Below are 15,142 nucleotides of genomic sequence, written 5' to 3'. Positions count from 1 at the left end.
TGCGAACAGCGGCCGTTCTTTTGAATTGTTCCACGGAATTAAAATCGGTGCTTAGAAACGATTATGATAAAAAATGGAGAAGGACTTATGACTTACTAGTAGCACTCTCCTAAAAGGATATAAGAAAAATTTGTTGTTAAGTGTATTATTGTGCTATCGTGTCGTTTAGCATACTACGTATCATGCCAAAAGGGGAATCCTCCTTTAAGTAATCTAGTTAAAGGAGCTGGAGTTTGGGGAGTTGAGGTCACTAAATCAACATACGTCAACTTCTCCGATCATTTGCTGTTCGATTTTTTTCATTTCATAAAAATAGCCTTTTTGCTCCATCAACTCCGAATAGGAACCCGTTTCGACTACCTTACCTTGATCCATGACCACAATTCGGTCCATCTCTTCCAATCCGGTAAGCCGATGACAAATCAGGAGAAGCGTGTCATTAGCTGCTTGTGCGAAGAGATGCTTCAAAACCTGTTGCTCTGTCACATAATCCAGCGATGAAGTTGGTTCGTCCAGAAGCCATACGCGTCCTTTGCGGAGCATCGCTCGCGCCAGAGCCAGTCGCTGCTTCTCGCCGTCTGAGAGATTCTCCCCTTTTTCATACACACTATCGGTCAACGATGTATTGGGCAGCTGCACTTTAGCCAGCACATCAGACAATTGTTCGTCCGTATGTTCTTCTCCATTCAGCAGCAGATTGTCCCGAATCGTGCCCCTGAAGAAATGGCTTTGCTGCAACACCACATTAGCCGTCTGCCAAATGCTCGACTCATCCAGTTCCTTTACCGAAATGTCGTTTAAACGGATATCGCCAGCCGTTGGTGTTCGCAGCTTGAGCAGTAATTCGATAATCGTTGATTTTCCTGACCCACTCGGCCCGACAATCGCCGTTTTGGAGCCCGGTAAAATGTGCAGAGAGATATCCCTGAGTGCCGGTCTCCACTCCCCTTCATATTGAAACGTAACATCGGATAGTTCCATCGTAACAGCATGATTAACAGACATTGTGCCACTTGGCTGCGAGAACTGCTCATCAAAGGTCTGAACTGTTTCCGTCAGTCGGTTGGCTGCGTGTTCGCTATCCTCTTTATACGCGGGTAATGTGGCCATAGCTGTCGCTTCTTCAAATACGGTTTGTGATGCCATGACCAGCATGGCAAGAAATACGCCTGCAAGCGCACCTTCCATAATTAAATAGGCGCCAAGCGTCAGCACTCCCCAGGAAACGAGAAACGTAACAAAAGTGTGCATCGATTGCCCGCGCAGCAAGTGCCCGGAAGCTCGTTGCTGTTCAGCTGCCAATACAGCGGAAGCATGCTGAAGATGCTCCTCCCGCTGTGCCAATTGACCGTATACTTTCAAATCCCGGAAACCGTACAACACTTCGGTAACTTCCGTGGACAGCTGCGCCCTCTGCTCACGAACGCGTCCATGTATTCTCCGCTGCCCGAGTAACACAATTCCCGGTACAACGAATGCCGTTATCAGCATACCTAGTACAAATAAAACGGCAATCCAGATCGAAAAGGTAGAAGTAAACAGCACCGTAGCCAAAAATACCATGACGACCATGATCGGAGGATAAGCGACTCGCAAAAAATAATTTTGCAAACTTTCCACATCTCCAACGATCCGCGCAAGCAGATCCCCGCTTCGATTTTTGTTCAATATACCAGGCGTTAAAGGAATAAGCTTGGCAAAAAAGGATGTACGTAAACGGCTAAGCATGGAGAATGTCGCTCGGTGAGAATACAAGCGTTCTCCATAACGACTCGCCGCCCGAAGCAGACCGAGCAGTTTGACCATCGAGGTGAGTACAATCAAAGTATAAAGCGGCGGCGCAAACACTGTTTGCGAGATCAGATACCCGCTCGCGGAAAAGAGTGCCACTCCGGCAATTCCGGCGATAAATCCACACAAAATCGAAAGAACGATATCCTTGCGCTCCTGAAACATCGCCTTTGATAGAACAGCTAGCTCATTCATGATGATACCCTCCCTTTCCGCTCTATATTAACCATTTCGGCATACTCGGGCAGGCGCTTCATGAGCTCGTCATGTCGTCCGGAGTCCACCAATACTCCATTGTCCATAAACAAAATCTTGTCGGCTTGTTGAATCGTATATAATCGGTGAGCCACCGTAATCATCGTAGCCGTTTTTGCCAGTTTGGCAATGGAGCGTTGCAGTACCTGCTCGGTATGCAAATCCAGCCCAACTGTGGGTTCGTCAAACAGAATGACAGCAGGTCGCTTCAAAAAAGCGCGTGCCAAGGCAAGCCGTTGCTTCTCCCCGCCAGACAGTCCCCGGCCTCCTTCACCCACAAAGGTATCCAATCCATGCTCCAATTGGCCTGTAAGCGCAGTAAGGCCAGCTTCCTCTCCCGCCCGCTCCATTTCAGCTCTGGAGATGTTTCCGCCAGCACCAATCGCAATATTTTCAGAAAATGTGCCTGCAAAAATATACGGATGCTGCGTAATGTAGCTAACATGTTCGAACCATACGGCCTCATCGTATTGCGAAAGTGGGCTTCCATTTACCAGAAGCGTTCCAGATTCTGGTTTCAGCAAACCGGCAATAAGATGAAGCAAAGTCGTTTTGCCGGAACCGCTTTTGCCAATGATGGCGATGTGTTCTCCTGGACTAAGCTGGATCAGACCCGTCTTAAGCTCGAATGAATCTGGAGCATACTGAAACCGTAGATGGTCAATTTCTATGGATGGCGGCATTGAAAGGTTGTCATTGTCGATCTCGTCGATTTCATTGGATGTTTCTACCTCTTCATTGCCATTCGCCTCCCTGCTCACCCCTGCCGTCTCCACAAGCATCTGTTCCACCTTACGAACCGCTCCCATACTTGTTCGGCCGCTGTGAAAGGCTGTTCCTGTATTTTTTAACAGGTTGTAAAATTCGGGAACGAGCAACAAAACAAGAAAGGCGGTGTGGAAGGTCATAGATTTGAAAACGAGCAACTGGATGGCCAGTTCGAGAGCGACAATACCGATGCTTAACATCACGATCGATTCCAGCATGAAGGTATTCGTAAATGCAATCTTCAAAATTCCCATCGTAGCATCCCGATAACCCAGACTGCTGCGTTCAATCTCCTGCTGCTGACGGTTAGCCCGTCCAAATATTTTCAACGTCACCAGCCCTTGAAGAGAATCCAGAAATGTCCCTGAAAACTCAGCCAGTTGCGCATATTTTTCTTCGGATTTGTTCTTTGTTTTCAGCCCTACCAAAATCATGAACAGCGGGATAAACGGAGCTGTAAACAAGAGAATGAAACCTGTGTTGGCATGTTGAGTAAATGTAACGACCAAAATCAGAATCGGGATGATAGCTGCTTCCATCATACGTGGCATGTACTGACTGAAATAACTGTCAGCCTCATCCACAGCATCCAGAGCAATGCTGACCTTCCCTCCCGTCTGCCCACTAAGAGTTTCGGCCATGGAAGCATGGGTCAAGTTTTGCAATACGGCTGCGCGCATATTTGTTTTGGCAGTGGCAGCCATTTGCAAGCCGACTTTACCGTTTCCATACGACAACAGTGTGCGTACAGCCATAACTGCCAGAAGTATGCCGAGTAACAGGATAACCGATGAGAACGAAGCCCTCTCCACAAAAATCCGCTGGACTGCTTCAGCAAGCAATCCAGCCTGACTCACAATAGCTACGCCAAGCGCGAGTGAAATAACCGCGAGGAGGGCCATATTTTTCCTTTGTAAAGACATTTGTTGAGAAATCAGACTGGATTTCCTCTTCACAGATCACACTTCCTTTATATACAGGCTTGTAGAGAAACCTCAAACACGCCGTAATAGATCAATCAGCTTTATTTTTTCCCTTTTACATAATCCGCATCAAACAGGAAGAGTTTGAAGACCAGAATAAGGGATGGGATCAACAGACATAGACCACCGATAAACACAATAACTAACGCTAAGCCCATTGCTGGCGAAGTTGCACTGCTCTGAATCGTGATGAACGGATCAAGAATATAAGGGTATTGCCCAATTCCATATGCGAAAAAGGCACAGAAAAATTGCAACATGATGCATATAAAAGCTAATCCGTAACGGCGTCCGTTATATAACAGCCACATCGCGATCATGAAGAAAGCAACGGAAAGTCCCAGCAGCCACCATAAATCCATCATATTTTGAAAATGCCGCTCATTGTGTTGACCTAAATAAATAAATGCTGTCAGTGCAAGAATTATTGTCGGTGTACTCCAAAACAGGGCGTAGTTACGCATCAGCTTCAGCGCAGAATGATCCTCTGCCCGAGATGCGTAAAATGTCAGAAAGGAGCCGCTTATGAACAAAACGGACACGATTGCCAGTCCAACGATGCTCCACGATAACGGATTGGTAAACAGCTCCCAGTAATCCAGAGAAACCGTCTCCCCCTGCTTCACGATAAAGCCGCCTTCAGATAAGGTTAGCGCCACTGACAACGAAGCCGGAATAAGTAAACCTGTAGCTCCGTATAAAAAAAGATACACAATGTTTTTCTTTGAGCCGTAATTTTCAAATGCATAGAACGAACCGCGAATCGCAAGAAGAATTACTGCAATGGTTCCCGGAACAAGCAACGCTGAGCCATAATAATAGGCTGTGTCTGGAAAAAATCCGACAATGCCAATGTAGAAAAAGATAAAAAATACATTTGTGATCTCCCAAACGGGTGATAAATAACGGGAAATCAGACGATTAATCAAATGATCTTGCTTCGTCAAACGTGCATAAAAGGCGAAGAAGCCCGCTCCGAAATCAATAGAAGCTATAATTAAATAGCCGTACAAGAACAGCCAGAGCACCGAGATGCCAATCAATTCGTAACTCATCATGCAGTGCCCCCCTTTTCTGTAGTAGATTGATCAGGATGATCCTTCATATATTTCTCCAGCTCAACTTCTGCCGGATTATTGTTGAACAAGCGTCTTAGCACGATTACACACATACTGCCGAGTACGATGTACAGGAGCAATAAGCCGAAGAAAATAATTCTAACATTCGGAGAAGTCGTGGCTGCTTCCTCTACACGCATATATCCACGGATAATCCAAGGCTGTCGCCCAACTTCTGCATAAAACCAGCCCAGCTCAACAGCCAGAAAAGCGAGCGGCGCGATCAGTGCGAGGATGCTTAGCATCCACTTGTTAAGCGCATTACGTTTTTTCCAGAACACAAACAGGAAATACAGGACCGCTATCGCGAGTAAGGCAAATCCAATTCCGGCCATTAAATCAAACAGATAATGAACGAGAAGCGGCGGCCATTCATCTTTGGGGAATTCCTCCAGTCCCGTTACCTCTGCGTTAAAGTCTCCAAAGGCCAGGAAGCTGAGCACCTTCGGCAGATGAAGAGCCCCTAGAACTTCATGCTCTGCATTCAGCCATCCCATTAGAACCAAATCCACACCGCTACCCGTCTCAAAATGCCATTCTGCCGCTGCAAGCTTCTCCGGCTGATGTTCGGCCAAAAACTTGGCGGACACATCTCCAGCTAATGTGTTTAGCAAGCCGAACAGCAAAACAACCGCCATCATGAGATTCAAGGATTTTTTGTGGTATGCGGATACCCCTTTTCTCAGCATTGCAAAGGCTGCAATTCCGGCTAATAGGGCAGCACCTGTTAAATAGGCCGAGCTTAATACATGGAACACCTTGGAGAACGTCGCTGTATTCAGCATCGCTTGCACTGGGTCAATCGCTGTGAATTGGCCTGCTTCCATGACAAAGCCTCCAGGCTGGTTCATGAATCCGTTCACCGTCGTAATAAAAACGGCAGACATCCCTGCACCGGCGACAATCGGAATCGTCAGCAGCCAATGGATATACGGATTTTTGAACCGATCCCACGTATACAAATAAATGCCTAGGAAGATGGCTTCAAAAAAGAAAGCGAACACTTCCATGAATAACGGAAGTGCAATAACATTCCCCGCCAGTTTCATAAAATTCGGCCATACCAGGGCCAGTTGTAGTGAAATCGCTGTACCGGTCACGACACCAACCGCTACAGAAATGACAAATCCTCGAGACCATCTTTTTGCCATAAGGGTATAATGGGGGTCCTTCTTTCGGATTCCTATGAACTCTGCTATAGCGATCATTAGCGGTATACCGACGCCAATCGTCGCAAAAATAACGTGGAACCCAAGAGTCAAGCCTGTAACCAGCCTGCTCCATAGCACCGTATCAATTTCCATTCTTTACTGCTCCCTTCAAACTCTGTTCATTTTTCGTCATTTGATGCTTATGATTAGGCCAGCTAACTGTAGGCTGCATTCAATATCAGATTAAACAAGGCTCAGAGACATCGTTGCCTGTTCGTTTTAGTATGACGTTCCTCGTTCTTTGCTATGTAAAAAGAGAAAAATTTCACAAAGCAAGAGATGGCGAGACCTATTTACCTGATACTGAAGCAATCCGATTAATATAGTGGCCTAATGATTAAAATTATCATATCTTAAATTTTTAGTAATTCAATCACTGAGACCTCTTCATCTCTAAACGTTCAAGAAAGGGACAAATCTTTTTAACAACTCGGTGAATAACACAAAAAGCATCCGAAGGAGCTATTGATTCATTAGCTTATATGTGATGCTACAAGTATTCTCGTATTTCGATGTTAGAGAAACACGATATTTTCTCATTCCAATCCTTTATATATACCCTTTTTTGGCAACAAAAAAACACTGACTCAACTCATCAGTGTTTTTGAATTAAAGCGAATATCATCTTCGTTATGACAAATCTTTTTTCATCTCATATTGCTCTATAAATACGTCAAGACCAACTTCTTTAAGGAAACGTATAGAATTTATATCTCTTTTGTCTACATTATTGACGGTGATGAGTGCATGTCTCTCTCCAATCCAATGAAATAAGGAACGTCCCAATCCCTGATTTCTTTTTTCTCGCAAAACGCCGAACTGTAGAACAGCTCCATTGGCTGATTTTATTACCGCGTATCCACAAATCTTGTTGTCTTCCATTATGGTGACCACATCGTACAGATGCGGGTTTCGTAAAATTGCCTCAGCGGATTGTTCCCAAGAAGGTTCGAAATTCCAATAAGCATGTACCGATGTCCAATCGAATTCTTCCAGTCGAACCATAGAAATGAATGTACGTCTATGATCGGCCGGAAGGTTTACATTAATACGACCCTTGAAGCAAACTAATTCTCTATGGATTTGAAATCCTAAAGCACTATACGCTTTTATAGCTTTAACATTGGTTTGGATGACTTCAAGCAAACATTTTTGAATATTGGCTTCTTTGAGGATGGGAAAAGCATGACGATAAATTTGTGCGACCAGCCGTTTTCCTCTATATAAAGGAACGACTCCGGTACCGGTATTAAAGGCAGTTCTTTCGCCGTTACGCTCACCGATGCCATGCATAACAAATGCAACCTGCTTATCTTGATCAAAAGCACCGAATGACATCTGATAATTAACACCCGCACCTGCAAATTTATCAGCTAAATGCTGCGCAGAAACTTGAAACGGAATGACATAATCGGAGAAGGCTTCGTTAAAGCAAGTTGTAAACTCTTGTAATTCAATATCCTCAACATTTTTGATTAACATATAGTTCTTCCTCCTTTTCTTCTAACACTATTACCACCATCATTTCGTACGACCATAGAAGAAAGAATACCCATCTGACTTCCCTAGCTTAGTCGTCTCCGTTGCGTCCACTAGCTTGACCGCTTTCAGCAACGATACAATTTGCGTATGCATAAGCTTTGCATCAAATTTGTCCATCTCTCTGTTTTCACTATCTACTAGTAGATAGTCTGGCATTGGAATGAAGCCAATCACGGGTATCCCTGCTTCAAATAAGGGCTGACTCTCTCCAAACTCAAACTTGTTATGTCCACGTAATAATACAGTCCGTGTGCCGTCTGTCTTTTCAATAGCCTTCAGCCAAATGGCTGCCATCATTTCATTGCCCGCATAGGTATTTTCTGTACTTATTTGTCCAGTTGGACCATATTTACCTGTATCATCGTCCTTCCACTCCATGCTGCCTAAATGCTCAACCGTAATTCCAGCTACAGCTTTCATATGGCCGTTCGCGCCATCCCAGAGCTCACGATGCCCCTCCATCCAAGTGGAAGTCGCCTGAGAGGATCCTTTGAATTCCGGTAATCTAAAATGCCCTGTTACAAAAGCGAAAATCATCGTACGTTCCGGCTGCTCCTGCTGCAAGTAACGAATCATGGACAGCATGCCCACAGCGCCATTCTCTTCCACCACATTAATCCCATCTGTATGGGTATTTACGATAATTGCTTCGTCTTTATTTTTACCGTCAATTTTCACATAAAAGGATTCTGTTGGGGCATTTTTTTGTATTTCCGCTTCTAAAATAACCGTACCTTCTTTGTGCTCATGAGCTGCGCTGATCACCTTTTGCCCTTCCGTTTCATTGACCCAGATCGCAGGGATTCCAGCATAATCGGTGGTAAAAGGTACATATTGCTTTTCTATCTTATCATCGGATACTCCTTTCCAGACTAAAATAACTGCTTTTACACCCATTTCCTTCGCTTGCTCCAATTTAGCTTCTTTTAAAGCCGTAGTGAGCACTAGATCCCCTTCATTTGGGGCAATTCGGCTTTCGATTGGAGATGAATCCCGCATGTTCATTACGATTCCACTAGGAAAATTTTTAAAATTTTCAATTTCAATGACAGCAATTTTTCCGCTAGCCTGATCATAAGCACCACGCTTCGTATATACCAGTTCCCCTGTTACACCTTTTTCGTCAGTTTCCCCGGAATAGGGAAAAGCTGAAGAGACATGAATGGGCTGCTGATCAATCCTTAACGAACTGCTCTTTTCTTCCCATCGGTCAAAAGAATAGCGATCACGATAGACTTGCAGCCCCATATCCGTTACCTGCTGCTCCAGCCATGCAATAAATTGATTGTGACCCTCAGAACCGGTTGTACGGCTTCCAAAAGAATTCATCACTTCAATATCCTTCAGCATCACTACTGCAGAATCCAATGTACGTTCATCGATCGTCACAGCTGCATCAGTTGCTAATTCCACAGGCGTTGTAATAGGTTTTGCATAGATTCCAATCCCCCAAAATGCAGTAACGGTAAGAACTGCAATGCTGAATAACACTTTTCGAACCACTAGAAACGGAGTGACTCTTCTGCTCACCGTTTGCCCATAGAGTCCTCTCCATGAACCCGCTACGATCAGCAGTAGGATGGAAAGCGCAAGCAGCCAAAATTCTTTTGTTAGTAAGAATAACCCTTCTGCCACCATTGCACTAATAAATACTAACTGTAACTTCTCACGCTTCTTTAATAGTAAAAGGGAGATGCCTAATTCAGCTAACAAAAGGATAATGGTCACTATCGAGATTACCGTTTCTTTACCAATAAATACCGCAGCACAGAGTGCTAGGATCAATAGCAGCACCGCTGACAATCGTCTATATACGCTCTCTAACATGATGCCCTCCCATTTTATCTAACTCCTATTTTGACATTACATTTGTAATGCCTTATGGTTTTAGCATATTGAAAAGACTCATGAAAAACAATAAAACGCACACTAGAATGTACAAACGGAGGGGAAATGTCATCCCAAATCATGAATTATACAGCCCAAATACCTCTCAGCATCAGTCCAATAAAGAAACCAACCGTTTGACAAGAGAAGCCATTTGCACGGCTTTGGTCTTCTTGATCCAGGAACAGCCTTTTAACAAAATTACCATCACCGATATTGTGAAGCGCGCAGGGGTCTCTCGAACGGCTTATTACAACAACTATTCCTCCAAGCAAGAGATTCTGGTGGATTTGGTCGATTCGCTTATTTTCGAGATTAATCAAAAACTTTTGCCTTACACCAATGAATTAACAGGCAAAGCCAAAGAACCTCAAAAATTTATCAAAGTGCTTTTTGAAGTTATTTATCAGCAGCGTAACATCTACAAAGCACTTCAAAGCGCGAAGTTTGATGATGTGATTCTGGATTGCTTGAATGAAATGATGCTCTCTACTGCTCATGACAAAAGCGATGAGAATGTGTACCGAATTTACTTTAAAGCGGAGGCCCTCTATAATGTTCTTCTCAAATGGATACAATCCGACTTTGCAAAATCCATTGATGAAATGACCAAGATTTGTCTTGAAGTGTACCATACTCCAATGTCTCAGGAATAAAGTTGATAACTACATTGGCTGGGCTGAGTGTACAGACGAAGCGAAAAACAAAGAAACCACGGAGCCAATTTCGGCACCGCGGTTTAATTATCAACTCTACAATTGGATTTGCTTCATGTACTCTTTGAATGCCTCGGCGATTTCTTTGTATTTTGTATGATGCAGGTAATGAGAACCTTCCATCGGGATCATTTTTCCCTGTGCGGATTGTTTGACTTGCTCCTCATGTAGCGGAATCCACTGTTTATTGTGCTCATTATTCGATTGAACGAAGAGAAGCAACGGCAACTCATTTGGCATTGTGAGTTTTTCTCCATTTTTGAAATTGGAACCGAGATGGCTCAATTCATTCATCAGCGTTGGATTGCCACCGACTTGATTCGAAAACAAATGCATCTGTTCTTTGGTATGCTCATCAAATGCGAGCGATTTATACGGATCTCCGCTCACTTTTTGGAACAATCTCATCAAACCTGATTTTTGAAGAAACTGCATGGATTTCAAAGGCAATTTGACATCCATGCCGGGTTGATTGGGAACGCTGCTATCGATGCCGACAAAAGCAAGAACCTCATCCGGGTAGGTGTTCACATAGGTTGCTCCGTAAAGTCCTGCGATCGAATGTCCCATTAGAATATAACGGTTAATCTCCAGTTGCTGCAGCGCTTCGTGAACCTCACTTACAATATTCTCCGTTGTTCTTTCTTTCTCGGTTTCATCGCTTAATCCATAACCGAAAGGCTCTACCACCACGACCTTATAATTGGGAGAAATTTCATCGATCAGCAATTTGAAATCAAGTGCAGGTGTTGGGGTTCCTTGTCCCGGAAGCAATACAACAGTTTGATCTCCGCTGCCTTGAATGTACACATTCATCTTTTTGCCATCTACATTGACATACTGACCATACGATTCTATTTTCTTTTTCTCGACCCCGTTGCAGATTACATTAACGATAAAAACAATGCCCATAAACAGTACGAGCGCCCCGACAATACCTCCGAATATTTTTAACCACAATTTTCGTCTCTTGTGGTTTTTAGTTCCAGTGGTTTTTATTTCTACTAATTCTGCCACGTTCATCTCTTCCCTTCCTTGTCCTTGTATCTTAAAGCCGCTGTGGCGACTTATTCAAAGTGTAACTAAGCAAGATGTCCTCTTCGTGACGACAATATGAACGGAATATGAACAAGCCAAAAAAAACGTTACATCTGAAAGATATAAGCACCTTTCTTTTGTCCAAGCTCTAAATATATTGATATCAAAACTAAAACAACCTAAGGTATGAACCCTAGGTTGTTTTGATCGTATGATTCTATAAGTGTTATAACATTGCAGCATATTGGTATATTACGCGTAAAATTTAGAAACTCATCTTATTAATTGCTGACAGTTACCTTAATAGTATCACTTAAGGTCTCTCCCGCTGCATTGACCAGCTCTGCTTGGTATTCATATATGCCGGAAGCTCGGCCAGTGACGTCAGTCGTAGCGATCTGCGCCGAAGGGGTGTTGGCGTTTAGCGCTTGTGTGTCGATCAGCTGCCCGTTCTCATAAAGGCGGTACTCTGTGGCGTTAGTGCCCCACCACAGATTCATTGTTACTTTATAAGAGCCGTCTCCGTCCCAGTTGTCATGGGCCAAGACTGGCTTGCCCGGAGCGGCGTCGCGGATCGTCACCGTGAGCGGCTGGCTCTTCGTTGTTCCGTATTTGTTGGTAAGCTCCACTGTGTATACATAAGTGCCGTTCGGTTTACCATGAAGCGCTGTGCTTGCCGTCTGGGCGGACGGAGATACATCCTTCAGCGACTTGGAATCGATTAGCGTGCCATTCTCATAAAGCTTGTAGCTGGTAGCATTATTGCCCCACCAGAGGTTCATGGTGACTGTAAAGTTGCCGTCACTGAGTCCATAACCGTAGCCGCTGTTCGAGGACAACACTGGTTGTCCAGGTTTGTCAGTTGCGAGTGCGGCTCCACCTGTAATTTGGAATGTGTAGCTCTTTTCTGCAGTGTTGCCAGCGGCGTCGATCACTACATATTTTACAGTATGGGACCCGGCACCCAGCTCCGCAGCATTCAGGGTCTGTTCTTCGGCAATGGGTTGTCCATCGAGCATAAGCTGCTTGGAGGCTACGCCGGACAGGTTATCTTCGGCAACCAATACAAACCTAAGCTGGGCTTCCTCCTCCACATCGCCGACCGCATGACCGGACTCCGTCAGCACTGCTGTCGGTGAAACCGTGTCGATATTAAGGCTCAGTGTCTTGGTTTCTTCGATCTTGCCCTTACCCGAAACTGCATGGTATGTCAGCGTATTTCGTCCGTCTTTACTTACGGACAACGGAGTGCTGTATACAGCTTCCACGCCGCCATTTAGCGAGTAATAAACCTTAGCTGTACCGGAGTTGGCTTTCAGAGTCACTTCGGCGGTCTGGTTCAACCAGCCGGCAGCATTCGGATTCGTCGACAGCGTTGCCGTCGTTACCGGAGCTGCCTCTTCTTCCACAACGCTGAAATCTCCGAGACTTCTAGGCTTGAGTTGGTATACTTCTTTGAAGATCGCGGCTACGCCTGTAATATCGAGCTTCTGTCCTTCCGCATAAGGGAAACTGTCCTTCGTGATGCCCGTCCGGACATCCACCCGGATGTGATTGCTTGTCCCGCCTTCGGCGATAGCGTCAAATTCAAAGGAACCGCTTGGAGTGGCGGTGATAATATTCGTCACTTTCACGTCTTTAAGCTTGAGCAGCTGACCTTGATTGGCATCGTTCACCGCCGGCACGACAACGGGCTCTGGAAGCTCCGCTGTGCCGGTTTTCTCGATCTTCACAACTTCGGTCAATTCTAGCTCCGAATTGTAAAGCGCCGTGGACGCTGTTACCTTAACCGTGTCACCGGCATGGAAGCCACTTTGGCTCTGGAAGATATAAAGACCACCAGTCTTATCTTGCAGGTAAAGGGCTTGCCCACCGAAAATACCCGGCTCAGTCGTTACGATACCCTCAACCGTCACCAAGGATCCAACGATCTTGGTCCGGGCTTCGCCGATGGAGACGGTCGCCGGAATCGGATCTTCCTCGTCTGGTAGCGGCTCTGCTGGGACGTTACCGAGCGTTACTGATTCAGTCTTCAGGTTCGTTCCGTTCAGGCGCAGCCGCAGGTTGGATGCAGCCGTGGTGCCCGGTTTAATCTGCACGGTCAAATCTTTATAGGCATGGCCGTTCAGGTCTGATGTCAAGCTAAAGTTGGCGCTGTAAGCATAGCTACTTGGCCAAGTGCCGTCACTGTTCTGGATCTTGGCGATCTGGGCACCGCTGCTCACCTGGTAAATGCCCAATTGAAAGCCTGATACGCTGGTATTCGCAGGGAGATTATCTGCGCTTACCCGAATCTGGAAATCCTGCGCGTTCGGCAGCACCGTCTGGTGCGTCAAATTGTACACCGCACTTGCAGTAGCTGCCGGTCCGCCGTAGGAGCCCGCTTTGAAGGTAGTGCGGTCAAACCATTTGTAGCCGGCATTCGGCGCGGCCCATGGTTCTGGCTGCGGCTCGGTGGAAAGTGCCGGCTCTTCGAACGGCAGCAGCTGCGTTGGCTGATCCAACGTCAACCCACTTACCTGGGTGAAATTTGTATAACTCTCCTGTTCGGCGAGCCAGTTAACGGTGTTTACCAGAAGCTCAGCATCGTCAGCCTCCTTGAAGCCGTCGTAAGTCGTTTTCTTGGCACCGGTATCCTCGCGCAAATACTTCGGCGTTGCATCTTCGACCGGGGAGGAGTCACCAATAAAGGCGGCTTTGCCCGCGCCTTTTTTCGCTACGGCCACGTAAGGACCTTCCGCTACGCCGCCGCCATTGTAGACGCCTTGGTCCACCGCGTTGCCCCATGCGTTGTTGGTTTTCGGCAGATAGACGATGCCCTTCGCCCGGGTCGGGTCGAGGATTGCCAGCGTGGAGCCGGCATGCATGGCTACACTTGATACTCCTGATGTAATACCGAAGGCCTGTGCGGGAGCCACGATGTTGTTTGCGTTAATATCACCGAGGGCATTGAAGCGGAATCGGACGCCGAATTCTTCTGCCAGCCAATCGGAGCTAACTACGCCTTGCATTGCCGCGGAGTCAGCCTCTTCGGCGCTCATGCCTTTAGCTGGATTATCCCAAGCTCCACGGCGGTAGCCGTTGAATGCCTCGCTTCCGTCCCAGCGGTTCTTATTACGGTCTGCATTGTAATGATCGCCAATGAAGAAGATACTGCCGCCGTTCTCCACGTATTCCGCCATTGCTGCCTGCTCGCTGGATTTATATGGAATATTTGATTCAGCTACGACGTAGACGTCATAGCTGGAAAGATCGCCCAGCGTAATTGGAGTGGTCTTACGAAGCTCCTTGACGTAATAGCCTTCCTGCGCAAGCGCATTGCCAAAGTCGGAAAAAGCACCGTCGATAACCCAGTCAGCCGCTCCGGCCGTCTGTGCGTGGGTATTGTCGAACAGTATTTTCTGGCCTGCATGCTCGTTAACCACTTTGGCTTCAATGAATGGTGCGGGATCGCTTGCCCCCTCAGCGTGTACCGCCGTATCGGCTCCGAATGCGAACAAATGCAGAGGTACGGCAACAGATGCAACCAGCATGCAATTTAGCAGCCTTTTTTTCCAACCTGAATGCTTCTCCATTATTTCCTTCCTCCTCGAGATATAGATCGGCGGATTTCCCCATAGTTGTCCACCGCTTTCGTCTAATATGCTATCTCATAAGGATTAGGAAAAACATAGATTTATGTAAAGTGTTGTAAATTTATACTTTCGGCCTATACTGTGGGTGAAAACAAGGTCGAATCTTGGAAATAAGCTATGAAAAAAGTCTTAGTAATGATAGCGTTTTGTTCCGGAATGTCCTGGAATAGAAAAATGGTCAAACATAAGAATCAAAAA

General features: G+C 45.9%; 9 protein-coding genes. 1 reads left to right on the top strand and 8 read right to left on the bottom strand.

The genetic code is table 11. The features are described from left to right. Nucleotides 1-255: 255 nt before the first annotated feature. The 6 genes from cydC to MHB64_RS15855 all read right to left on the bottom strand — a co-directional run bounded on the left by cydC (nt 256) and on the right by MHB64_RS15855 (nt 9,495). The gene (cydC, locus tag MHB64_RS15880; RefSeq protein WP_094868947.1) at nt 256-1,986 is read right to left on the bottom strand and encodes a thiol reductant ABC exporter subunit CydC; all 1,731 of its coding nucleotides are present in this window, start codon (nt 1,984-1,986) and stop codon (nt 256-258) included. Further along, complete coding sequence (cydD, locus tag MHB64_RS15875) at nt 1,983-3,770, bottom strand: thiol reductant ABC exporter subunit CydD (protein ID WP_341134847.1); 1,788 nt, start codon at nt 3,768-3,770, stop codon at nt 1,983-1,985. Before cydD ends, cydC begins: the two co-directional genes overlap by 4 nt. A 68-nt stretch (nt 3,771-3,838) precedes the next feature. Beyond that, nucleotides 3,839-4,855, bottom strand: coding sequence for a cytochrome d ubiquinol oxidase subunit II (locus tag MHB64_RS15870; protein WP_094868949.1), 1,017 nt, complete (start codon nt 4,853-4,855; stop codon nt 3,839-3,841). Beyond that, the gene (locus MHB64_RS15865) at nt 4,852-6,219 is read right to left on the bottom strand and encodes a cytochrome ubiquinol oxidase subunit I (protein ID WP_094868950.1); all 1,368 of its coding nucleotides are present in this window, start codon (nt 6,217-6,219) and stop codon (nt 4,852-4,854) included. The genes MHB64_RS15870 and MHB64_RS15865 overlap by 4 nt, the downstream gene beginning before the upstream one ends. A 537-nt stretch (nt 6,220-6,756) precedes the next feature. Further along, on the bottom strand, nt 6,757-7,608 hold the full coding sequence (locus tag MHB64_RS15860) for a GNAT family N-acetyltransferase (protein WP_341134846.1): 852 nt from the start codon (nt 7,606-7,608) through the stop codon (nt 6,757-6,759). Between the two features lie 39 nt (nt 7,609-7,647). Next, nucleotides 7,648-9,495: a hypothetical protein gene (locus MHB64_RS15855; RefSeq protein ID WP_341134845.1), complete on the bottom strand. Its 1,848-nt coding sequence runs from the start codon at nt 9,493-9,495 to the stop codon at nt 7,648-7,650. Nucleotides 9,496-9,575: 80 nt separating this feature from the next. Here MHB64_RS15855 and MHB64_RS15850 point away from each other — a divergent pair, with 80 nt between their 5' ends. Further along, nucleotides 9,576-10,211 (top strand): TetR/AcrR family transcriptional regulator, encoded by a 636-nt coding sequence (locus tag MHB64_RS15850; protein WP_341134844.1) that lies wholly within the window; start codon nt 9,576-9,578, stop codon nt 10,209-10,211. A 96-nt stretch (nt 10,212-10,307) separates the two neighbouring features. Here MHB64_RS15850 and MHB64_RS15845 read toward each other — a convergent pair whose 3' ends face one another. Both MHB64_RS15845 and MHB64_RS15840 read right to left on the bottom strand, forming a co-directional pair. Further along, nucleotides 10,308-11,294, bottom strand: coding sequence for an alpha/beta fold hydrolase (locus MHB64_RS15845; RefSeq protein WP_094868954.1), 987 nt, complete (start codon nt 11,292-11,294; stop codon nt 10,308-10,310). A 296-nt stretch (nt 11,295-11,590) separates the two neighbouring features. After that, complete coding sequence (locus MHB64_RS15840; RefSeq protein ID WP_341134843.1) at nt 11,591-14,884, bottom strand: chitinase N-terminal domain-containing protein; 3,294 nt, start codon at nt 14,882-14,884, stop codon at nt 11,591-11,593. Nucleotides 14,885-15,142: the final 258 nt, after the last annotated feature.

Source organism: Paenibacillus sp. FSL K6-2859 (genome assembly GCF_038008265.1).
GTDB lineage: Bacteria > Bacillota > Bacilli > Paenibacillales > Paenibacillaceae > Paenibacillus_AQ > Paenibacillus_AQ nitricinens.
This window is presented reverse-complemented; position numbering and strand designations above follow the sequence as displayed.